The sequence below is a fragment of the Streptomyces ureilyticus genome, from assembly GCF_011045025.1.
In the GTDB taxonomy this organism is placed as follows: domain Bacteria; phylum Actinomycetota; class Actinomycetes; order Streptomycetales; family Streptomycetaceae; genus Streptomyces; species Streptomyces ureilyticus.
The window spans coordinates 1-21961 of sequence record NZ_JAAKZX010000169.1 but is presented as its reverse complement, the minus strand read 5'-3'; the positions used below and the strand labels follow the sequence as shown (position 1 = coordinate 21961).

21 protein-coding genes and 1 riboswitch are annotated in these 21961 nt (G+C 70.0%); of the genes, 5 read left to right on the top strand and 16 right to left on the bottom strand.

Features of this window, described 5'->3' with window-relative positions; translation table 11 throughout:
• The 3 genes from G6048_RS35830 to G6048_RS35820 all read right to left on the bottom strand — a co-directional run.
• Positions 1-737: polyprenol monophosphomannose synthase (locus G6048_RS35830; protein WP_165343768.1), on the bottom strand; the 737-nt coding region annotated here is incomplete at its 3' end.
• Positions 738-1240: 503 nt separating this feature from the next.
• A complete protein-coding gene (locus tag G6048_RS35825; protein WP_165343767.1) occupies positions 1241-2857 on the bottom strand; it encodes an amidohydrolase in 1617 nt (538 codons plus the stop codon).
• 79 nt (positions 2858-2936) lie between these two features.
• Positions 2937-3377: an Lrp/AsnC family transcriptional regulator gene (locus G6048_RS35820; RefSeq protein WP_165343766.1), complete on the bottom strand. Its 441-nt coding sequence runs from the start codon at positions 3375-3377 to the stop codon at positions 2937-2939.
• 265 nt (positions 3378-3642) lie between these two features.
• Here G6048_RS35820 and G6048_RS35815 point away from each other — a divergent pair, with 265 nt between their 5' ends.
• Complete coding sequence (locus G6048_RS35815) at positions 3643-4074, top strand: hypothetical protein (RefSeq protein WP_165343765.1); 432 nt, start codon at positions 3643-3645, stop codon at positions 4072-4074.
• Positions 4075-4646: 572 nt separating this feature from the next.
• On the opposite strand, the gene G6048_RS35810 is transcribed toward G6048_RS35815, so the two are convergent.
• The gene (locus tag G6048_RS35810) at positions 4647-5819 is read right to left on the bottom strand and encodes an acyl-CoA dehydrogenase family protein (RefSeq protein WP_165343764.1); all 1173 of its coding nucleotides are present in this window, start codon (positions 5817-5819) and stop codon (positions 4647-4649) included.
• 348 nt (positions 5820-6167) lie between these two features.
• On the opposite strand from G6048_RS35810, the gene G6048_RS35805 reads away from it, so the two are divergent.
• Positions 6168-7451, top strand: coding sequence for a glycoside hydrolase family 18 protein (locus G6048_RS35805; RefSeq protein WP_165343763.1), 1284 nt, complete (start codon positions 6168-6170; stop codon positions 7449-7451).
• 51 nt (positions 7452-7502) lie between these two features.
• Here the strand turns inward: G6048_RS35805 and G6048_RS35800 are convergent, their stop codons facing one another.
• The 3 genes from G6048_RS35800 to G6048_RS35790 all read right to left on the bottom strand — a co-directional run bounded on the left by G6048_RS35800 (position 7503) and on the right by G6048_RS35790 (position 9946).
• Entirely contained in the window at positions 7503-8156 is a 654-nt protein-coding gene (locus G6048_RS35800; protein ID WP_165343762.1) for a TetR/AcrR family transcriptional regulator, read from the bottom strand.
• 113 nt (positions 8157-8269) lie between these two features.
• On the bottom strand, positions 8270-8431 hold the full coding sequence (locus G6048_RS35795; protein WP_165343761.1) for an SCO1431 family membrane protein: 162 nt from the start codon (positions 8429-8431) through the stop codon (positions 8270-8272).
• A gap of 147 nt (positions 8432-8578) precedes the next feature.
• Entirely contained in the window at positions 8579-9946 is a 1368-nt protein-coding gene (locus G6048_RS35790; RefSeq protein ID WP_165343760.1) for a peptidase C39 family protein, read from the bottom strand.
• A 162-nt stretch (positions 9947-10108) separates the two neighbouring features.
• Here G6048_RS35790 and G6048_RS35785 point away from each other — a divergent pair, with 162 nt between their 5' ends.
• Together G6048_RS35785 and G6048_RS35780 are read left to right on the top strand one after the other, a co-directional pair.
• Positions 10109-10741: a uridine kinase family protein gene (locus G6048_RS35785; protein WP_165343759.1), complete on the top strand. Its 633-nt coding sequence runs from the start codon at positions 10109-10111 to the stop codon at positions 10739-10741.
• A gap of 437 nt (positions 10742-11178) precedes the next feature.
• Positions 11179-13044 (top strand): AAA family ATPase, encoded by a 1866-nt coding sequence (locus G6048_RS35780; protein ID WP_165343758.1) that lies wholly within the window; start codon positions 11179-11181, stop codon positions 13042-13044.
• Between the two features lie 91 nt (positions 13045-13135).
• Here the strand turns inward: G6048_RS35780 and G6048_RS35775 are convergent, their stop codons facing one another.
• The 9 genes from G6048_RS35775 to G6048_RS35735 all read right to left on the bottom strand — a co-directional run bounded on the left by G6048_RS35775 (position 13136) and on the right by G6048_RS35735 (position 20541).
• Entirely contained in the window at positions 13136-14242 is a 1107-nt protein-coding gene (locus G6048_RS35775) for a hemolysin family protein (RefSeq protein WP_165343757.1), read from the bottom strand.
• Positions 14239-15567: a hemolysin family protein gene (locus G6048_RS35770; RefSeq protein WP_165343756.1), complete on the bottom strand. Its 1329-nt coding sequence runs from the start codon at positions 15565-15567 to the stop codon at positions 14239-14241. The genes G6048_RS35775 and G6048_RS35770 overlap by 4 nt, the downstream gene beginning before the upstream one ends.
• A 198-nt stretch (positions 15568-15765) precedes the next feature.
• Positions 15766-16257, bottom strand: a complete 492-nt coding sequence (locus G6048_RS35765) for a PH domain-containing protein (protein ID WP_165343755.1) — start codon at positions 16255-16257, stop codon at positions 15766-15768.
• A gap of 20 nt (positions 16258-16277) precedes the next feature.
• Positions 16278-17126, bottom strand: a complete 849-nt coding sequence (gene hisG / locus G6048_RS35760) for an ATP phosphoribosyltransferase (protein WP_165343754.1) — start codon at positions 17124-17126, stop codon at positions 16278-16280.
• Between the two features lie 67 nt (positions 17127-17193).
• Entirely contained in the window at positions 17194-17466 is a 273-nt protein-coding gene (locus G6048_RS35755; RefSeq protein WP_020117406.1) for a phosphoribosyl-ATP diphosphatase, read from the bottom strand.
• A gap of 34 nt (positions 17467-17500) precedes the next feature.
• Positions 17501-17986 carry a 6,7-dimethyl-8-ribityllumazine synthase gene (gene ribH / locus G6048_RS35750; protein WP_165343753.1) on the bottom strand — a complete coding sequence of 162 codons (486 nt, stop codon included), beginning with the start codon at positions 17984-17986 and terminating at the stop codon, positions 17501-17503.
• Between the two features lie 25 nt (positions 17987-18011).
• On the bottom strand, positions 18012-19301 hold the full coding sequence (locus G6048_RS35745; RefSeq protein ID WP_165343752.1) for a bifunctional 3,4-dihydroxy-2-butanone-4-phosphate synthase/GTP cyclohydrolase II: 1290 nt from the start codon (positions 19299-19301) through the stop codon (positions 18012-18014).
• Positions 19298-19942, bottom strand: coding sequence for a nicotinamide mononucleotide transporter family protein (locus G6048_RS35740; RefSeq protein ID WP_165343751.1), 645 nt, complete (start codon positions 19940-19942; stop codon positions 19298-19300). The genes G6048_RS35745 and G6048_RS35740 overlap by 4 nt, the downstream gene beginning before the upstream one ends.
• Positions 19939-20541 (bottom strand): riboflavin synthase, encoded by a 603-nt coding sequence (locus G6048_RS35735; protein WP_165343750.1) that lies wholly within the window; start codon positions 20539-20541, stop codon positions 19939-19941. The genes G6048_RS35740 and G6048_RS35735 overlap by 4 nt, the downstream gene beginning before the upstream one ends.
• 151 nt (positions 20542-20692) lie before the next feature.
• Positions 20693-20823: riboswitch (FMN riboswitch) on the bottom strand.
• Between the two features lie 300 nt (positions 20824-21123).
• Between G6048_RS35735 and G6048_RS35730 the strand changes: the two genes are divergently transcribed.
• Positions 21124-21873 (top strand): SDR family oxidoreductase, encoded by a 750-nt coding sequence (locus G6048_RS35730; protein WP_165343769.1) that lies wholly within the window; start codon positions 21124-21126, stop codon positions 21871-21873.
• The last annotated feature ends 88 nt before the right edge of the window (positions 21874-21961 follow it).

The following is a 21961-nucleotide window of genomic DNA, read 5'->3' as shown; positions in this document are numbered from 1 at the left end:
GCCCGCTCCCCCACACCCCACGTCGTGACCCGCCACAGCGCCTCGACGAGGATGTCACGGCTCATCTTCGAGTCGCCGAGTTCGCGTTCTACGAAGGTGATGGGGACCTCGACGACGTGGTAGCCGGACTTGACGGCGCGGCGTGCCAGGTCGACCTGGAAGCAGTAGCCCTGGGAGGCGACGTCGCCGAGACCGAGGCCTTCGAGGGTCTCCCGGCGGAACGCGCGGTAGCCGCCGGTGACATCGCGGAGCGGTACGTCGAGCAGGACGCGCGAGTACAGGCTGCCGCCGCGCGAGATGAACTCCCGGGACTTGGGCCAGTTCACGACCCGCCCGCCCGGCACCCACCGGGAGCCGAGGACCAGGTCGGCGCCCTTGAGCGCGGTGAGCAGCCGGGGCAGTTCCTCGGGCTGGTGCGAACCGTCGGCGTCCATCTCGACCAGTACGCCGTAACCGTGCTCGAGCCCCCAGCGGAAGCCCGCGAGATAGGCCGCGCCGAGGCCCTCCTTGCCCTTGCGGTGCAGCACATGGACGTGGTCGTCCTCGACGGACAGTTCGTCGGCGTGCTTGCCGGTCCCGTCGGGACTGTTGTCGTCGGCGACCAGGACGTGCGCCGTGGGCACAGCGGCCCGCACCCGGCCCACGATCGCCCTGATGTTCTCCACCTCGTTGTAGGTGGGAATGATCACCAAGGTGGTGCCGAGCGGACCGAACTGTCGCCCACCGCCGTCTTTCACAGCTTCCCCTTAAAACATCCGTGCGAGGCTCCACCCTAGCGAGCGTCCCCTCCGGCGGAGGCGGGGGTGGCGGCCCGGGAGACTTGAGATGGGAAAGGTACTGCGGATCGGGACCCGGCGCCCTTCGGGCCGACCTGGGACCCGCTGGCTGCGGGTCGACCTAGAGCCGTTGTCTACTGAGCGCCGGGCCCCACCCGGGTCACACCTGCCGACCGGCGGAACGTTCCCCCGCCCCCGTGGCGCGAGCGCTGGGCCTGGCTCCCAGTTGTGGTGCGCCGGTGCGGCACACCACCCCTGACACAGCGGCGCTTCGAGGGCTGCTCGGAACTTCCGCGGTCGGACGTCCGGTGGTGGACCCGGCCGAACCTACCCGCCACCCGCCGCTTTCTGTCAACAGCCGTTCGAGCTGCGGACTTTCGCTCAATTGCCTGGTCAGCGCCGAGGACACGCAGGTCGCACCACGCAGCGCCCGGTGATGACCGGCGCCGAGCCGCCCCGGCGCATCACCCCTCCGGCCGTACGAACACGGTGCGGCCCCCGACGACAGTCCGCAGACAGACGGGAAGGGGTGTCCCGGGCGTCAGGTCCGGCAGTCCGGGCGTGCCGGAGCGGGGGTCGGTCGACCAGCGGGCGACCCGGTCGTCCGGGGCCTGGACGACCAGCTCCTCAGCGCGCCACACGGCGTAGTCGGCGGGTGCGCCCGGCACCAGAACGCCCGCCTCGTCCCGGCCGATCGCCCGCCAGCCGCCCCGCGTATGGGCCGTGAAGGCGGCGCGTACGGAGATCCGGTGTTCCGGTGTGTGATGGAAGGCCGCGGCACGGACGGTGCCCCACGGGTCGAGCGGGGTGACGGGACTGTCCGAGCCGAAGGCGAGCGGCACGCCGGTCCGCAGCAGGGCCGCGAACGGGTTGAGCGTACGGGCCCGTTCGGCACCCAGGCGCTGTGCGTACATGCCGTCCTCGCTTCCCCACAGCGCGTCGAAGGCGGGCTGCACGGAGGCGGTGAGGCCGAGTTCGGCGAAGCCCGCGATGGTCTCGGGAGTGAGCATCTCGGCGTGTTCGACGCGGTGCCGAGCCGCCCGGATACGCGCCAGGCCGACCTTCTCGGCGGCGGCGCGCGCTCCCTCGACCACGGCGGTCACGGCGGCGTCCCCGATGGCGTGGAAGCCGGCCTGGAGCCCCGCCTCCGTACAGGCCACCACATGGGCGGCGACATCGGCGGCGTCCAGGTAGGAGGTACCCGTGTGGCCGGCGTCCGCGTACGGCTGGTGCAGGCAGGCCGTGTGGGAGCCGAGCGCGCCGTCGACGAAGAGGTCGCCCGCGGCGCCGATCGCGCCCAGCGAGCGGGCCTTGGTGACGTCCTGCTCGGCCCAGTAACCGACGACCCGCGGCCCGGCCTCCTCCGCGGCGAGCCGCAGCAGCCCGGTGAAGTCGTCCTCGGAGGAGATCTCCGGTCCCGCGCACTCGTGGACGGAGCCGATGCCGAGCGAGGCGGCGTGGGCGAGCGCGGCACGCTGGGCCTCGGTGCGCTGGGCCGGGGTGACGGCTCCCAGCGCCGCGGCGCGTACGGCGTGGTGGGCGTCCCGGGTGAGCGGTTGCCCGGCCTCGAATCCCGCCTGCTCCCGTACCCCTGGTGTCAGATCCAGCAGAGCCGTGGTCACGACGGCGGAGTGCACGTCGATACGGCTGAGGTAGAGCGGACGACCGCCGGTTGCCTCGTCGAGTTCGTCCCGCCGGGGCGGGCGCCGCTCGGGCCAGCGGGCGGCGTCCCAGCCGTGGCCGAGCAGGACCCGGTCGCCGGGGCGGGCCGCCGCGAAGTCCCGTACGCGATCGAGGGCCGCCGCCAGGGAGAGCGCGCCGGACAGATCGAGGCCGGTGAGGGCGAGCCCGGTGGCCGTGCTGTGCACATGGGAGTCGGTGAACGCCGGGGTGACCAGGGCGCCTTCGAGGTCCACCACCTCGTCGGCCCCGTCCGCGAACGCGTCGGCCGCGCCCTCGGAGCCGACCCAGGCGACCTGCCCCCGTTCCACGACCATCGCGGTGGCGAACGGGTCGGCGGGGCTGTGGACTTCGCCGCCGCGCAGCAGCACGGTGCGTGGGGTGGCGGTGCTCTCACTCATGGAGAACAGTCTCGCGCCTCGGCGCCCGAACCCCTCTTCCGGGGTTCGTCCGGGGTTTCTTCCAGAGTTCTGCCGGGACTCAGATCCTGGGTGGCCGTGCCTCGTACGGCGTCGACAGGACGACCGTCGTACGCGTCGACACGCCGGCCAGCGAGCGGAGGCGCGCGAGCAGTTCCTCCAGCTCGTGGGGGGTCGAGACGCGGACCTTGAGGATGTAGTTCTCGTCGCCCGCGACGCTGTGGCAGGCCTCGATCTCGGGGACGCCGGCCAGGCGTTCCGCGATGTCGTCCGGGGCGCTGGGGTCGAACGGTTTCACCGAGATGAAGGCCGTCAGCGGCAGCCCGACGGCCTCTGGGTCGACGACCGCCGCATAGCCGCGGATCACGCCGCGCTGCTCAAGCCGGCGCACCCGCTGGTGCACGGCGGACGTGGACAGACCGGTGGCCTTGCCCAGGTCGGTGTAGCTCATCCGCCCGTCCTCGACGAGCAGCTGCACGATCTGTCGGTCGAGCTCCTCCATGGCAGGAACCTACAGGGCCCTTGATCCCCACGGGTACCTCAGCGGCGCAGGTCATGCCCGGTTTGTGATCTGAGGGGGCGGAGCCGGCGATTCGTGCGGGGACAAATCCACCGCGTCCGGCACCTGCGGGCGGCATGTGACGAACGCCACAGTATGGCCACGGGTTCCGTGATGTTCTCGTGATTACCGCCGAGACGGGACGGGAAGTGCTTGCTGTGGTCGAGGCCGCAGCGCCTTGTCGGCCCACCCGAGGGGGAGAAAATCTATGCAGAGTCTGAAGCGCCCCGGTCGTACCGCACCCAAGCGGCAGCAGCCGGTCGTCGAGCCCGCGCCGGAGGGTGTTGAACCGGCTGAGGAAGAGCCCGCCGCGTACGACACCTTCGAGATGTACCGGGTGATCTGCCCGGACTGCGCGCAGCCCATCGCGCTCCTCGCGGACGAGGAGGTCCTGCCGGAGCACGCGCTGTGCGCCACGCCGTGGAACCCCTTCGGGCTCACGGTCTGCGCCGGCACGGGCCGTGCGGCGGCCGAGGCCCGGCCCGCCGACGAGTCGATGGACGCTCAGGAGCAGGACACAGCGCTGCTGTTGACGCTGCCTCAGGGGCTCGACTGGCGCACTCAGCCCTTTTCGCACGCCGGCGGACCCGGGTCGCGGCCCATCCGAGTGCCGGTGATGCGCCGGCGGCAGGCCGCGTAGGCGCTCCGCTGGGTTCGGCAGTTTCTAAGCTGCAGGTTCGTTGTGGCTGGTCGCGCAGTTCCTCGCGCCCCTAAAGGGGCGCTGGTCGCGCCCACACGGCAGAGCCGCACATCGATACAGTCCCGCGCCCCTGAGGGGGCGCGGCAGTGCAGCACTTCAACGGACCTGACGCCATGAGGGCTCGGTTCAGACCCCCGTACGGGCTCCGCCTTGAACTCACGGGCGAATCCGTGGTTGGTGACTTGTCCGGGCTCGGCGCGTTGGCCCCGGTATGACCTCCACTTATACAGAGACGAGTCGGCGCCGCAGGATTATCGTTCCGGCAGCCGCGGGGTCGGCCTCCAAGAGTGCGCCGCAGCAGAGCGCGCAGCAGCAGCCTGAGAAGCCGCAGGCAGAGACACCGCAGGCACAGGCGCCGCAAGCGCCGCGGAAGCCGCAGGATCCCCCCATCTACCGCGCCCTGATGCGCACTTGGGCCAACCGGGGACGGACCCTGCCGGGGCGTCACGATCCCGAGTGGGCCCGGCTCATCGCGCCCTCCGCTGTGTACGGCTACGGGTACGGGCGGTTGTTCACCGCGACTCGGGACCAGCGAGGTGACGGGCGATGACCATCCGCTGGATCTGATTGGTGCCCTCGACGATCTGCAGCACCTTGGCCTCGCGCATGTAGCGCTCGACGGGGAAGTCCGCGGTGTAGCCGTACCCGCCGAGCACCTGGACGGCGTCCGTGGTGACCTTCATCGCGGCGTCCGTGCACAGCAGCTTCGCCATGGCCGCCTGCTTGGAGAACGGCCGCCCCGCGTCGCGCAGCCGGGCGGCCGCGAGATAGAGGGCCCGGCCCGCCTCGATCTGGGTCGCCATGTCCGCGAGCATGAAGCGCAGGCCCTGGAAGTCCGCGATCCGCCGCCCGAACTGCTCGCGTCCGGTGGCGTACGCGACCGCCTCGTCCAGCGCCGCCTGGGCCACGCCGATCGCACAGGCCGCGATGCCGAGCCGCCCGGAGTCGAGTGCGGACAGGGCGATCGCGAAACCCTGGCCCTCGTCGCCGAGGCGCCGGTCGTCAGAGATCCGCACCCCGTCAAGGTGGATCTGAGCCGTGGGCGAGCCCTTGAGTCCCATCTTCTTCTCTGGCACCGCCGCGCTCAGGCCCTCGGCGTCGCCGGGCACCAGGAACGCCGTGATGCCACGCGTCCCCTCGCCGCCGCTGCGCGCGAACACGGTGTAGAAGTCGGCGATCCCGCCGTGAGTGATCCAGGCCTTGGTGCCCGTGAGCACCCAGTCCTCCCCGTCCCGTACGGCCTTCGTGCGCATGCCGGCGGCATCGGATCCGGAGGACGGCTCGGAGAGGCAGTACGCCCCGAGGAGGCCACCGCCGAGCATGGCCGGCAGATGCTCGACCTGCTGCTCCTTGGTGCCGTAGTGGGCGAGGGCGTGGCAGGACAGCGAGTGCACGCTGACGCCGAGGCCTACGGTCAACCGGGCCGCGGCGAGCTCTTCGAGGACCTGGAGGTAGACCTCGTACGGCTGCTCACCGCCTCCGTATCCGGCGTCGTACGGCAGGCCTAGCAGCCCCGACTCGGAGAGCAGTGTGAAGACGTCGCGCGGGAAGTGTCCGGCGTCTTCCTCCCCGGCCGCCTTGGGCGCGATCTCGCGCTGCGCGATGTCGCGGACGAGCGAGATCAGATCCCGGGCCTCGTCCGTGGGCAGTTGCCGGTCCACCGGCTGCGGGGCGCGGTCGGGCATGGCGACGCTCTCCTCCCTGTCGGGCACTTCGGCGAACGCCGACCTTGGATGCGGTGGGTCCACCGGGTTTCACAGTGCCCAGCCGATGCTGTCCCTCCGGGTCGCGGAAAGCAGCTGACCAGCGGCTGTGCGCTGTGAGTATGCCCGATCCGCGTCAGCGCGTCACCGGTTAACGGTCGTTAATTAGAACACATTATATTGGTCCGGACCATTGACGCACTGGTCTAGTCCTCCTACTGTTCCCCCAGCGACGAACGCGTTCATGCCAAGCGGTACCGTCCTGCCCGAACACCCCCTCGGCAGGCCCAGCACCACTCCCCCACTCTCCCCTCCCCACGAGGAGACCCGATGCTCAGACCGCAACGTCCCGCCGCCTGCTTCCGGACACTCCTCTCCGCCGTGTGCTGCGCCGTCCTCGGCGCGGGACTGCTCGCCGGCGCGGGCCCCGCCACGGCGTCGCAAGAGGCCGTCGCATCGAAGGACGCCACGGCGTCCGACTCGGCAAGGAAATCGGCAGGCAAGGCCGCCGCCGGCTCGAAGGTCGTCGGCTACTTCACCGAGTGGGGCACCTACCAGCGCCAGTACCTCGTCAAGAACATCGAGACATCCGGCTCGGCGGCCAGGCTCACCCACATCAACTACGCCTTCGGCAACGTCACCGGCGGCAAGTGCGCCATGGGCGACTCCTACGCGGCGACGGAACGGACGTACACCGCGGCCGAGTCCGTCGACGGCGTCGCCGACACCTGGGACCAGCCCCTGCGCGGCACCTTCAACCAGCTGCGCGAGCTGAAGAAGAAGCACCCGGATCTCAAGGTCCTCTGGTCCTTCGGGGGCTGGACCTGGTCCGGCGGCTTCACCGAGGCCGCCAAGAATCCGGCCGCCTTCGCCCAGTCCTGCTACGACCTGGTCGAGAACTCCCAGTGGGCCGACGTCTTCGACGGGATCGACATCGACTGGGAGTACCCGAACGCCTGCGGTCTGACCTGCGACACCAGCGGCCGGGAGGCGTACGGGAAGCTGATGTCGGCAGTGCGCGCGAAGTTCGGCGGTTCCTCTCTGGTCACGGCGGCGATCCCGGCCGACGCCACCAGCGGCGGCAAGATCGAGGCGACGGACTACGCGGGCGCCGCGCAGTACGTCGACTGGTACCTCCCGATGACGTACGACTTCTTCGGCGCCTTTGACGCGACCGGTCCGACGGCTCCGCACTCGCCGCTGACCTCGTATCCGGGGATTCCGAAGGCGGAGTTCCACACCTCGGCCACGATCGCCAAGCTCAAGGGGCTCGGCATCCCGGCCTCGAAGCTGCTGCTCGGCGTCGGCTTCTACGGGCGTGGCTGGACCGGTGTCACCCAGGACGCGCCCGGCGGCACCGCCACCGGTCCGGCAGCGGGGACGTACGAGCAGGGCATCGACGACTACAAGGTGCTCAAGGCGAAGTGCCCGGCGACGGGCACGGTCGGTGGCACGGCGTACGCCAAGTGCGGCGGCGACTGGTGGAGTTACGACACCCCGTCGACCATCGCCGGGAAGACGGCCTACAAGAACCAGCAGGGCCTGGGAGGCACCTTCTTCTGGGAACTGAGCGGTGACACCTCGGACGGCGAGCTGATCAAGGCGATCAACTAGCTCGTTCCGTACGTCACTTGGGGCGGGGGTCGGCGGACCCCCGCTCCTCACTCAGGCCAGGCGGGCGGCCTCAGGCGCCGGGTACGAGGGGTCGAGGTCCTCGATCGCCCTCAGTGCACCGACGAGCATCTTCACCAGCAGTTCGCGCATCATGTCGCGTGGGAGCGCCTGGTGGTCGATCCAGTCGAGGGTGGCGCCTTCGACGCTGCACAGCCAGCCGAGCAGCGCCGTGCGGGGCAGCGCGGCGACCTTGCGGCTGCCGTACGCTCCCTCGGCGATGGTCTCGATGATGGCTTCGCGCACGCCGTCGCGGATGGCGAGGACCTCGGCGTCGAAGCCGACGCCGCCGGTGATGATCGCGCGGTACGCGGCCTGGTGCTGCTCGGCGTAACGCAGATAGCTGTCGATGGTGCGGTGCACCCGCTCCTCGGGCGGCAGTTCGAGGCCGCCGGCCGCGCGGGAGATCAGGTCGGCCACCGAGTCCTCGATGATCGCCAGGTAGTAGCCGCGCTTGGACTTGAAGTAGTAGTAGATCAAGCCCTTGGCGACATGTGCCTGCTTGGCGATGTCGTCCATCGACAGGGTGTCGTAGGACGTGTCGGCGAATAACTTCCGCCCGATGGCGATGAGTTCGGCACGACGGGCCAAGGAGCGGTCGGTGCCGCGTGCCTGTGGGCGGTCGCCGTGCCGTTGACTGTGGTTCAATTCCAGCCCTGGTCTTCAACTGCCTCCGAAACTTTCGCTGGCAGTATGGCAGACCTCCGCGACCGGCCCGTTCGACTCTCTTCGACGGCTTCCGCAGCCCCGCAGGCCAGGCGTCAGATCATCCCGAGCTGTGTGACGAGCATCGCGAGCACCACCACGAGGGTCCACCCGGCAAGGTGCTCAAGGATCTTCGGGCCGTCGTCCTCGGGACCGCCCGTACGGGTCTGAAGGCGTCCGCTCCGGAGGCGTCCGGCGGTGGCAGAGGTCGCGGTCATGGCAGCTCGCTCGCTTTGGCTTCGGTCGGTGGACTCCCCCGCGTCCCGGGGATCCCGGGGGCTGTCCACCTTGCCACCCGAATCGGTCTGCGCGAGGGAGACCTTGCTCACGTCCCGAATGCCCAGTCCCCCAGGTCAGCGCGCCGGTCAGCGGATGCCGACCGCCGCAAGCGCCTTGCGCTGGCGCGCTGTGGGATGTGCCGGGAAGTAGAGGTAACAGACGCCGCCGGTCCCGGAGACCACCTTCCCGGAGGCGTTGTACCTCTTGGTGCGGAGCCAGATGTTCTCCCAGGCGCGCCGCTGGTAGACCCGCCGCACCGCCTCGTTGCTCGGTGAGTTCGGGTCGTTGGCGATCACGTCGCCGTCGGCCGTGAATCCGATGACGGTCATCAGATGGCCAGCGGTGCCGTAGCCCGCTCCGGGCAGCTCGGACTCGAGGAACGACTGGGACGTGATGGCCGGGATGCCCGCCGCGATCAGCGTCTCCAGATCAGTGAGTGAACCGAGCCGCGTCACCACGCCCTGGATGTCCTTGTACGTGGCGGCGTACGCGGCATTGAAGGGCCAGTTGCCGCAGCCCTCGTACTGGTAGTCGTAGGTGAACCTGGCGGCATGGCACACCTGCGGATCCGCGAAGTCGGGATTGACCCAGGCCAGCTCCTCTGCCGTGGGCTTCCGCCCCCAGTACTCGATGATCATCTGCGAGGAGGTGGGGCTGCACCAGGCCTCGCCGCCGTTGTCGTACTCCGGGTACTGGCCGATGTGGGTCTCCTGCGAGTACCGCGGGACCGTCAGCTCCTTGGCGAGGCGGGGCTTCGAGGCCGGGACGGTGAAGCGGTCCGGGATGTCGGAGCCCATCGCACCCAGCCGCCACACGGTGGGGGTGCTCTTCGCGCCGGGCTTGCGGTACAGCGTCAGCCGCAGCCGGTACGAGTCGAGGCGCAGGCCGGAGGCCGGGTCGTCGATGGCGAAGGTGTCCGTCCAGACGCTGCTCTTGTCGTCGCTCTGGTCGTCCACCGAGGTGCGCCTGATGTCCTGATCGCCGGCCGCCCAGCGGCCCATCACGTACCAGGGAGTCTTGGTGCCGTCGGAGTAGGTGCCCGCCAGCTCGATCTGGAGCCAGGTCCCGGCCGGAGTGTGCGCGTTCCAGGAGGCGATGACCTCGGTCGAGGGCACGGCGAGACGGTGGACGGGCGAGGTCCAGCGCGCGTACTCCCAGGTCGTCGTCCTGCCGGTGTGCGGGTCCGCGTAGTCGGTGCGGCCCGCGGGGGTCGCGATCACCAGGCCCGGGCGTTTCCCGGAGACGGCTCGGGTGCCCTTCGCGGTGCCGCCGCGCCAGTCGGCGTACGAGGTCCAAGCGCGGTTGTCGACCTGGCCGGACGGCGCTTTCGACGGGGCGTGCGCGGCGCGGGCGGAGGAGCCGGCGGCTGCTGCCGGGCTCGCGGCGCCCGCCGCTGCCGCGGCCATCGCCACGGCCAAGAGGCTTCTGCGGGAGGGCTGTTGGGCTCTGGTCATGGGCGGGAGACCCCCAGGTTTCCGGAACGGGCGAGTCCAAAGTGCGGGTGTGCGGCCCACTATGGAGGGCTGTGCTGTGTGCTGCCAGCACTTCGAGGGTCGTGGCACCGATCAATATTGGTCACAACCATTGGCACAACGTTCGGGAAATACCCTGGCAATGTGCACACCTCGCCAGACACCCTCGCCTCCCGTCTCCGCCGGCTGCCACCTTCCTGCGGTCCCGTCCGCCTGATCGGCGTCGACGGGCACGCGGGCTCCGGAAAGACGACGTTCGCGGGACGGCTGGCCGAGGCGCTGCGCGGCGCGCCCGTACTGCACCTCGATGACATCGCCACGCACGAGGAGCTGTTCGCGTGGACGGGACGGCTGCTCCGGGACGTCGTAGAGCCGCTGAGCCGCGCTGAGCGGGCGCACTACCGGGCGTACGACTGGCAGGCGCGCCGCTTCGGGTCGGTCCACGCCCTGCCGCCCGCGCCCGTGGTGCTCGTCGAGGGGGTGGGTGCGGGACGCCGTGCGTTGCGGCCGTTTCTTGCGTGCCTGCTGTGGATGGAGTTTGCAGCGGAGGAGTCCTGGGCGCGCGGTCGGCAGCGGGACGGTTCGGAGCAGAGTGACTTCTGGGAAGGGTGGGTCGTCGCCGAGCGCCGCCACTTCGCCGAGGACCCTTCCCGGCCCTTTGCCGATCTCTTGGTGCGGGGGTTTTCAGAGGGATTTGAGGTACTTCCGGGACCTGCTGAGACTCCAGGACCAGACCAGATTGTCACGCAACGTGACGGACCATCGGCTGTGTGCTGAACCTGTGAAGAGGTGTGTCCGAGAACTGCCCCAAGTGCTTCAACTCGGCTTGACCGAGGGGCCGTACAGGTCTTACGTTTCCAATGTGCGGCTCTTCGGAGTCGCCGACAGACGCGAAGCCCCCGGTTGTTCCCCCGTGATCGGGGGCTTCGTTCTGTCCTCATTCCGGATTCCGGACGCATCTCGACATGTTTCGCTCACCCTCGGTCACCGAGCTGAGTGCGCCCCATGTGCTCCCACCTCGAAGAACCCGTCGTGCGGGCACTCTTCGGCCGGGTACCACCCCGCGGGTACGATGCCTCTCGGTGCGACCTTCGGACGGCTGCTCTCCGCACCGAACGCGCAACTCCCGTCCACAGCACAGCGGTTCGACGAAGGCTGCCGACGGGCATCTGCCCGACCGGCACTCAACGGGGGCACGGTATGTGGGGGACGTGATGGACTTCGGCACGCAGGGCCCCGAGGCCCCGGCCGACCTCGCCTGGCTGCGAGGTGTGGACGCCTACACGATGGGGGCCTATCCGCAGGCGGAGGAGGAGTTCCGCGCGGCGGTCCGGATCGATCCGGGGATGGCCGACGGATGGCTCGGACTGCACGCGCTGCGCATCGACACCACCACCGCGCTGCTGCGGATGTTCCGGCACCGGGAGCGCTTCGGGGAACAGCGCGCCCGCCACCGGCGCACCCTCAACTCCTGGTACTGGCTGGGCTGGTGGGTGCAGCCCGTCCTCGAGAGCCCGCGCGATCTGCTGCTCGCGCACGCCTCGCACTGGCTCGACGGGCGCCATGTCCCGGAGCTGGACCGGGCGCTCGCGGGACTGCCGCCGGTGGACGCCGACCGGCAGGTGCGGTTTCTGCACGCCTGCCGGGCCTACCTCGTCAAGGACTGGGAGCAGCTGGTCCGGCACACCGATCCGCTGATCGACGATCCGATGCTGGGCATCGAGGCCGGGCTCTTCGGCGGCATGGCGCGCGTACGCCTTGAGATGTACGGGCAGGCCGAGCCGCTGCTGTCGGCCGCACTGATGCGCTGTCGCAGCGAGCAGCCGCAGCGCAAGGAGCTGCGGTACTGGCTCGCGCGGGCGCACGAGGGCACGGGACGGTCGGCGGCGGCGCTGCCCCTGTACCGGGCGGTGCACCGGGTCGACCCAGCCTTCATGGACACCTCGGCGCGGCTCGCGGCGATCGCCGAGGGCGACGGATACGACGACGCGACGGACCTCGCGGCGATCACGCTCACCGGCGTCCAGGACATGATCGACGGACCGGACGGCGTGGACGCCCTGTTCGGCCCGGAGGGCCGGGACCTCAAGCTGTCGGAACCCGATCTTCCGCCGTCGGGCGGGCTGCCGCCGGAGGCCGACACGGTCCGCGAGAAGGCCATAGTGCCGGTCCGGCCTCCGCATCCGCAGACCGGCCCCACCGACCCCGCGCTACTCGAGGAGGCGCTCGCCGAACTCGAGCGGATGGTCGGCCTGGAGCCGGTGAAGCGCCAAGTGAAGGCGCTGTCCGCGCAGTTGAACATGGCCCGCCTGCGCACCGGGCAGGGGCTCCCGGTACAGCCGCCGAAGAGGCACTTCGTGTTCTCGGGGCCCTCCGGCACCGGCAAGACCACGGTGGCCCGCATCCTGGGCCGGGTCTTCTACGCACTCGGGCTGCTCGGCGGCGACCACCTCGTGGAGGCCCAGCGCGCCGACCTGGTGGGCGAGTACCTCGGCCAGACCGCTGTGAAGGCGAACGAACTGATCGACTCCGCGATCGGCGGCGTCCTCTTCGTCGACGAGGCCTACTCGCTGTCCAACTCCGGCTACGGCAAGGGCGACGCCTACGGCGACGAGGCGCTGCAGGTGCTGCTCAAGCGCGCCGAGGACAACCGCGACCACCTGGTGGTGATCCTCGCCGGGTACCCGGAGGGCATGGACCGCCTGCTCGCCGCCAACCCCGGGCTTTCGTCCCGCTTCACGACCCGCGTCGACTTCCCCTCCTACCGCCCCCTCGAACTCACCTCGATCGGCGAGGTGCTGGCCGCCGAGAACGGCGACGTGTGGGACGAGGAGGCGCTCGACGAGCTGCGCTCCATCAGCGGGCACGTCGTCGACCAGGGCTGGATCGACGAACTCGGCAACGGCCGCTTCCTGCGCACCCTGTACGAGAAGAGCTGCGCCTACCGCGATCTGCGGCTGTCCGGCTACACCGGCGAGCTGACCCGCGACGACCTGTCCACCCTCCGCCTGCCGGACCTGATGCAGGCGTACGGCGAGGTGCTGTCGGGCCGGGGGCCCCAGGATCCGTCGGCGCTGTGACCGGGCGGCCTCCGGGGGCCAAGGCTGTTGCGGGAACTTGTGACACTTGCACGTGCAAGTGTCACAAGTTCCCGCAACAGCCCCTTACCCCTCAGCTCGCCAGAGCCTCCTCCGGGGCACTGCTCGGGACGGGCTCCGCCAGCGTCGTCACCTGCTGAGTCTGCTGGGTCTCCGGAACGGCCCGGTGTGCCGGGTCGCGTACCTCGCCGACCAGGAGTTCCAGTACGTCCTCCAGGGCGACCAGGCCGAGCACACGGCCCGAGGCGTCGGCGACCTGGGCGAGGTGCGTCGCGGCGCGGCGCATCACGGTCAGGGCGTCGTCCAGCGGGAGCTCGGAGCGCAGCGTCGTCATCGGGCGCCAGATCTGCTGCGGCACGGCCCGGTCGGAGTCCTCCAGGTCGAGTACGTCCTTCACGTGCAGATAGCCCATGAAGGCGCCGTTCTCCGCGCACACCGGGAAACGGGAGTAGCCGGTGCGGGCGGTGAGTGCGACGACCTGGCCCGGGGTGACCGAGGGACCAACTGTCACCAGTGACTCGCGGTCCAGAAGCACATCCGTGACCGGGCGGGAACCCAGCTCCAGGGCGTCCTCCAGGCGCTCCTGCTCCTCGGGGTCGAGGAGCCCGGCCTGACCCGCGTCCTCTACAAGCCGGTTGAGCTGCTCACTGGTGAAGACCGCCTCGACCTCGTCCTTCGGCTCGACACCGAAGAGCCTGAGGATCAGCCGGGAGCAGGCGCCGAGGCCCGCGGTGACCGGCTTGCACAGCCGGGCGAAGGCGACCAGGCCGGGGCTGAGCCACAGCGCGGTCTTCTCCGGTGCGGCCATCGCCAGGTTCTTCGGCAGCATCTCGCCGACGACGAGGTGGAGGAAGACGACCGCGGCGAGGGCGATGACGTAGCCGAGGGGGTGGATCATGCCCTCGGGCAGGTGCACCGCGTGGAAGACGGGTTCCAGGAGGCGGGCCACGGTGGGCTCGGCGACGGCGCCGAGCGTCAACGAGCAGACGGTGATGCCGAACTGGGCGGCGGCCATCATCTGCGGCAGGTTCTCCAGGCCGTACATGACCTGCCGGGCGCGTGCGGTGCCGAGCGGTTCGATCTGGCTGCGGCGTACGGAGACGAGCGCGAACTCGGCACCGACGAAGAATCCGTTGGCGAGTACGAGCAGGGCGGCGAACAGGAGTTGGAGCAGACTCATCGGACGGCCTCCGCCACGGCGTCCGCGGCCTTGACCAGACGTACCCGCTCGGCCCGGTAGTGCCCGACCTGCCGCACCGACAGGCGCCAGCCCGGGAGTTCGGCCTTGTCACCGGGTGCCGGGATCCGGCCGAGCAGATCTGCGACGAGCCCGGCGACGGTCTCGTACGGACCCTCGGGCACATCGAGGCCGATGCGCTGGAGGACGTCGACGCGGCAGCTGCCGTCGGCGTCCCAGGTGGGGCGGCCGTCCTCGGAGGGGGCCACGGCGAGTTCGGGCAGGTCCTGTCCGTCGTGCTCGTCGCGGACCTCGCCGACGAGTTCCTCGACGATGTCCTCCAGGGTGACGACGCCGGCCGTGCCGCCGTACTCGTCGACGACGACCGCGATGGGCTGCTCGCTGCGCAGCCGCTCAAGGAGGGGCTTCACCGGCAGGGTCTCCGGGACGAGCAGCGGGGCCTGCGCGATCCGGCCGACGGGCGTGCGCAGCCGTTCGTGCGCGGGCACCGCGAGGGCGTCCTTGAGGTGCACCATGCCGACGATTTCGTCGATGCGCTCCAGGTAGACGGGGAAGCGGGACAGGCCGGTGGCGCGGGTGAGGTTGACGACGTCCTCGGCGGTCGCGGAGGACTGCAGGGCGCTGACCTTCACGCGCGGCGTCATGACGTGCTGCGCGGTGAGGTCCGCCAGGGAGAGGGTGCGGACGAAGAGGTCGGCGGTGTCCTGTTCCAGGGTGCCGGCCCGGGCGGAGTGCCGGGCCAGTGAGACGAGTTCGCCGGGGGTGCGGGCGGAGGCCAGCTCCGCGGTGGGCTCGACGCCGAAGACGCGGACGAGCCGGTTGGCGACGGCGTTCAGGCTGGCGATCACCGGTCTGAACAGACTGGAGAAGAGGTGCTGAGGTCCCGCGACGAAGCGCGCGACCTGCATCGGCCTGGACACCGCCCAGTTCTTGGGCACGAGCTCGCCGATCACCATCTGCACGGCCGAGGCCAGCAGCATGCCGACGATCACGGAGACGCCGGGGACGGCGCCTTCGGGGATGCCGGCCGAGGTGAACGGGCCGCCCAGCAGCTCGGCGAGCGCCGGTTCGGCGAGCATGCCGACGACGAGGGAGGTGATGGTGATGCCGAGCTGGGTGCCGGAGAGCTGGAAGGACAGCTCCTTGAGCGACTCGACGACCCGGTGGGCCCGTCGATCGCCTTCGGCGGCGGCCTTCTCGGCGTCGGGGCGCTCCACCGTGACGAGGCCGAACTCGGCCGCCACGAAGAAGCCGTTGGCGAGAATCAGCAGGAACGCCGCCCCGAGGAGCAGCAGGGGGATGGTCATGCCGCCGCCTCGATATACCGGGAGGGGGCGGCGCAGGTACTACAGGACGATCCGTCCATCGCTGGAGGGAGTCACTCCTCGAGTAGCAGGATCCCCTGACTTCCGGGGCGGAACATCAGGGGCGGAGGCGCAACGAAAACGCCTCCGGCACCAGATTAATCAAGACAACGGCAAAAGCGGCAGGGTGAATTCCTGCGATCAGCCGTGATGTTCGCCGGACCGGCCGTCGCCCGGTCCTTCGTGCTGTCCGTCGGCATCGCCGATCGCGTGGGCCTCGGCCAGCGCCCGCAGCGTACGGGCATCCCTGATCGCCCGCTGCTTCGCGATGCCCGGCTGGATGCCTAGCGCGGGCAGGCTGGTGCCGTCGCTGAGGTTCAGGAACACCCACGGGTCGCCGGGACGCAGGTTGACCTGCAGAATCTCTGCCCAGGCAAGGTGCCGTCGGCTGGCGATATTGACGACGGTGACCCCGGACTCGTCGGCGACGACTTTCGGCCGTGAGAGCAGGATGAGCACCCCGCAGAGCAGGGCCCCGGTGAAGACGAAGCTGAGGCGCTCCCCCGGGCTGAGGTTCTCCAGCAGCATCGCGACCGTCGTGATGACCACGAAGATCGTGGCACCGGCGGTCAGCAGGACGGCACGAGTGCGTCCCGGCCGGAACGTGACGGGCAGGGCGGGCAGATCCGACATGGGCGTGCTCCGGATCCCGGTCAGAGACGGCAGGCGTGGATGGCCGTGGTCAGGATGGCCCGGGCGCCGATGTCATACAGGTCGTCCATGATCCGCTGGGCTTCCTTGGCCGGGACCATCGCCCGGACGGCGACCCAGCCCTCGTTGTGCAGCGGCGAGACCGTCGGCGACTCCAGGCCCGGCGTGAGAGCCACGGCCTTCTCCAGCTCCTCGACGCGGCAGTCGTAGTCCATCATCACGTACGTCCGCGCGACCAGGACGCCCTGGAGACGGCGCAGGAACTGCTGCACCTTCGGCTCCTCGCCGTCCGTCCCCGTCCGGCGGATGACGACGGCTTCGGACTTCATGATGGGCTCGCCGATGACCGCGAGGCCCGCGTTGCGCAGCGAGGTACCGGTCTCGACGACGTCCGCGATGACCTCCGCGACGCCCAGCTCGATCGCGGTCTCGACGGCGCCGTCGAGGTGGACGACGGAGGCGTCGATGCCGTGGTCGGCGAGGTGCTTCGCGACGATGCCCTCGTACGAGGTGGCGACCGTCATGCCGTTCAGGTCGGTGACGCCGTTCGCGGTGCCGGGCTTGGTGGCGTAGCGGAACGTCGAGCGGGCGAAGCCGAGCGGCAGGATCTCCTCGGCGTCGGCGCCGGAGTCGATGAGCAGGTCGCGGCCGGTGATGCCGATGTCGAGCTGCCCGGAGGAGACGTAGATCGCGATGTCGCGGGGGCGCAGGTAGAAGAACTCGACGTCGTTCTCCGGGTCGACGATCCGCAGTTCCTTGGACTCCCGGCGCTGCTGGTAGCCGGCCTCATGCAGCATCTCCGCCGCAGGGCCTGACAGGGAACCCTTGTTGGGGACGGCGATGCGCAGCATGAGGTCGGCTTCCTTTGTTCGTGCGTACGGTGCGGGAGTCGGGGTTGCGTCGGTACGGCGTGACGGCTCAGAGATGGGCGTACACGTCGTCCAGGGAGATGCCGCGGGCGACCATCATCACCTGGACGTGGTAGAGCAGCTGCGAGATCTCCTCGGCGGCCGCTTCCTTGCCCTCGTACTCGGCGGCCATCCAGACCTCGGCGGCCTCTTCGACGACCTTCTTGCCGATGGCATGGACGCCCTTGCCGACCAGCTCGGCGGTGCGGGAGGTGGCGGGGTCGCCGTTGGCGGCCTTGTGCTGGAGCTCGGTGAAGAGCTCCTCGAACGTCTTATTGGACATGGTGGCGCCCACTTTACGCGCAGCCGCCCGTTCCTCAGCGCCAGGGTTCGGATACCGAGCGCAGTGTGGCCGCGGTCGCGACGGCGGCCGTCACCGCCTCGTGTCCCTTGTCCTCGCTGGAGCCCGCGATGCCCGCGCGGTCGAGGGCCTGTTCCTCGGTGTCGCAGGTCAGCACGCCGAAGCCGATGGGGACACCGGTGTCCACGGAGACCTGGGTGAGGCCCTGGGTGACGCCCTGGCACACGTACTCGAAGTGGGGGGTGCCGCCTCGGATGACGACGCCGAGGGCGACGATCGCGTCGTAGCCGCGGCCCGCGAGGACCTTGGCGACGACCGGGAGCTCGAAGCTGCCGGGGACGCGCAGGACGGCCGGCTCGTCGATGCCCAACTCGCGCAGCGCGCGCAGGGCGCCGTCGACGAGGCCTTCCATCACCTTTTCGTGCCACTGTGCCGCGATCACCGCGACGCGCAGGTCGCCGCAGTTGCCTACGGACAGTTCAGGTGCACCCTTGCCGCTCACGTGTCTCCTCGTTCTTTTCGTGCTCTTACTGGTTGCCGCAGGGGGACACGGTGGTCGTGTCCAGCCAGGGCAGGTCGTGCCCCATCCGGTCCCGCTTGGTGCGCAGGTAGCGGAGGTTGTGCTCGCCCGCCTTCACGGGCATCGGCTCGCGGTCGGTGACCTTGAGGCCGTGGCGGACGAGGGCGTCGGTCTTGTCGGGGTTGTTGGTCATCAGGCGAACGCTCGCCACCCCGAGATCCTCCAGGATCTGCGCGCCCGCGCCGTAGTCCCGGGCGTCGGCGGGCAGGCCCAGCTCCAGGTTGGCGTCGAGGGTGTCGCGGCCGCGTTCCTGGAGCTCGTACGCGCGCAGCTTGGACAGCAGCCCGATGCCGCGTCCCTCATGCCCGCGCAGATACACCACCACTCCCCTGCCCTCGGCGTGGATGCGCTCCAGGGAGGCCTCCAGCTGGGGGCCGCAGTCGCAGCGCAGCGAGTGGAAGATGTCGCCGGTGAGGCACTCGGAGTGCACGCGCACGAGGACGTCCTCGCCGTCGCCGATCTCGCCGTGGACGAGGGCGACGTGCTCGACGCCGTCGACGGTGGAGCGGTAGCCGTATGCCGTGAAGTCGCCGTAGGCGGTGGGGAGTTGGGTCTGGGCTTCGCGGCGGACGGTGGGCTCGGAGCTCTGGCGGTAGGCGATGAGGTCCTCGATGGAGATGATCGTCAGGCCGTGCTTGCGGGCGAAGGGGATGAGTTCGGGCAGGCGCAGCATCTGGCCGTCCTCGCCGGCGATCTCGACGATGGCGCCGGCCGGGCGGAGCCCCGCGAGCCGGGCGAGGTCGACGGCGGCCTCGGTGTGGCCGTTGCGGACGAGCACGCCGCCGGACCTGGCGCGCAGCGGGAAGATGTGGCCGGGGCGGACGAAGTCACCGGCCTGCGCCGTACCGCTCGCCAGCAGCTGGAGTGTGGTGGCGCGGTCGGAGGCGGAGATGCCCGTGGTGACGCCGTGCGCGGGGGTGGCGTCGACGGTGACCGTGAAGGCGGTGCGCATCGACTCCGTGTTGTGCTGCACCATCTGCGGCAGTTCGAGCCGGTCGAGCTCGTCGCCTTCCATGGGCGCGCAGATCATGCCCCGGCACTCGCTCATCATGAAGGCGATGATCTCGGGGGTCGCCTTCTCGGCGGCGATGACGAGGTCGCCCTCGTTCTCCCGGTCCTCGTCGTCGACGACCACGACCGGGCGGCCCGCCGCGATGTCGGCGATGGCCTGCTCGATGGGGTCGAGGGTGAGGTCCTCGAAGCCTTCGGTGCTGTACAGGATGGGTGCCGCAGTCATGCGGGGGCTCCTTCCAGGACGGGCTGCGCGCTCTGCCGCGAGCGCAGCCACCAGTCGCGCATGCCCCACAGGACGAGTGCGCCGTAGATGATGTAGACGAAGCCGGAGAAGGCGAAGCCGTTGGCGAAGTTGAGCGGCACGCCCACGAGGTCGACCAGCAGCCAGGCGAACCAGAACTCGACCATGCCGCGCGCCTGGGCGTACATGGCGACGATCGTGCCGACGAAGATGTACGCGTCCGGCCAGGGGTCCCACGACAGGGTCGGGTACGCGGTGAACAGGCCGCCGACCGCGAGGGTGCCGAGCGCGGCGCCGCCGACCAGGTAGGCCCGCTCTCGCCAGGTGGCGAACCGTACGGCGACGGACCCGTCCTGCGCCTTCCGCTCGCCGCGGTTCCACTGCCAGAAGCCCCAGACGGCGACGGCCATGACGATCACCTGCTTGCCCGCGCTGCCGGAGAGGTGGGCGGTGGCGAAGGCCGTGAGGAGGATGGCGCCGGCCAGAAACTGGGCGGGCCAGGTCCACAGGGAGCGTCGCCAGCCGAGGGCGAGGGCGATCAGACCGATGGTGTTGCCCATCATGTCCGCCCACTTGATGTGCTGTCCGAAGACCGTGAAGGCTTCGGAATTCAGCCAGTTCACCGCGCGGCCCCCTGGCTGCCGAGCAGCCGCTCGACGTATTTGGCGATGACGTCGACCTCGAGGTTGACCGGGTCGCCGGGCTGCTTGAGGCCGAGCGTGGTCAGGGCGAGGGTCGTGGGGATGAGGCTGATGGTGAAGTAGTCGGGGCCGGCGTCGACGACGGTCAGGCTGATGCCGTCGACGGTGATGGAGCCCTTCTCGACGACGTAGCGCCTGAGGTCCTCGGGGAGCGAGATCTTCACGATCTCCCAGTTGTCGGACGGCTTGCGCTCGATGATCTCGCCCGTGCCGTCCACATGGCCCTGCACGATGTGCCCGCCGAGGCGTTCGCCGACGGCCATGGGGCGTTCGAGGTTGACGCGAGAGCCGACGGTGAGGGCGCCGAGGCTGGAGCGGTTCAGGGTTTCCGCCATCACGTCGGCGGTGAACTCGTCGCCTTCGTGGTCGACGACCGTGAGGCATACGCCGTTGACGGCGATGGAGTCACCGTGGCGCGCGCCTTCGGTGACGACAGGTCCACGCAGTCGGAAGCGGGAGGCGTCGTCAAGATTCTCGACGGCCGTGACTTCGCCCAGCTCTTCGACGATTCCGGTGAACACTTCCCGGGTCCTCCTGCCTCTTCGGGCACGGACTCCGGGGCCTGTCGATGACGACAGCTATGAACGGACGACGACACCGGGAACGACGCCGAATGCGACGTGTCCCTGGGACACGTCGAAACAGACGGCGACGCGCACGAATGCCCGCCCGCCGCGCACTGCCTCCCATCCGGACTTTAACCGTCGGTCCAGGAATTTCACCTGGTCAACCGGCCGCTGGAAGCGACCGGGTCGCGGACTTTAACCGCCGGTTCGGAGTTTCACCGACCCCGGAGTGCGCTGCTTCTGGTACAGAGTCAGTGTGCCACGCCTGATCGATGCCTATGGACCCGATGCCTGTGGGGTGGCTCACAGCGCATCGCGATGGACTTCACGGGACACTCATGACGGTCCAACTTCCGTACGGGCACGACCCCTTGCGATTGGTCCATACCTATTGACGCACTGGTTCACTCCTCTTAGGGTCTGCGTTCACCGATCCGCCCCCAAGAGCGACCCGGCGGCGGTGACGGAGGCCCTTGCCCCGCCGCCGGGTCTCCTGCCCGGCTACGGTCATGCTGGATGAGTGAGGAGCTGATCAGCATGACCACGATCCTGGTGACCGGCGGTACGGGTACGCTCGGTCGGCTCGTCGCCCAGCGGCTGCGCGCGAACGGCCACGAGGTGCGAGTGCTCAGCCGGCACTCCCAGCCGTACGCCGTCGATCTGCGCGAGGGCGGCAGCGGCCTTGACGCGGCGGTGGCGGGCGTGGACACGATCGTGCACTGCGCGACCACGGCCCGCGGAGGCGACGAGCAGGCCGCGCGTCACCTGATCGCGGCAGCGCGGAGGGCGGGCGTACGGCACCTCCTCTACATCTCGATCGTCGGCATCGACCGGGTGCCTTTCGGCTACTACAAAGCGAAGCTGGCCGTGGAGAAGCAGATCGAGGCGTCGGGGCTCGGCTGGACGATCCTGCGCGCGACCCAGTTCCACGACCTTGTCGCGATGTTCCTCCAGACCCTCTCCAAGCTGCCGGTCCTGTTCCTGCCGGCCGGGGTCGGCGACCAGCCCGTCGACGTGGCCGAGGTCGCCGACCGTCTGACCGGCCTCGCCACGGGCGAACCCGCCGGGCGCGTCGACGACATGGGCGGCCCCGAGGTCCGTACGTTCCCGGACCTGGCACGCGCCTACCTGAAGGCGACGGGTCGCCGACGGCCGATCGCGAACGTCCCGCTGTTCGGCAAGGCGTACCGCGCCTTCCGCTCGGGCGGCCATCTGACTCCGGAACGGGCCGTGGGGAAGCGCACGTTCGAGGAGTATTTGGCGGCTCGGTCCGGGGGCAGGCGGTAGCGGCCCCGTACGTCCTTCAGCGAAGCGTTACGGCGCGAACAGCTCGTCCTGCGCCCCCTCCCGCGCCATCAGCAACGCCCCCCGAAGC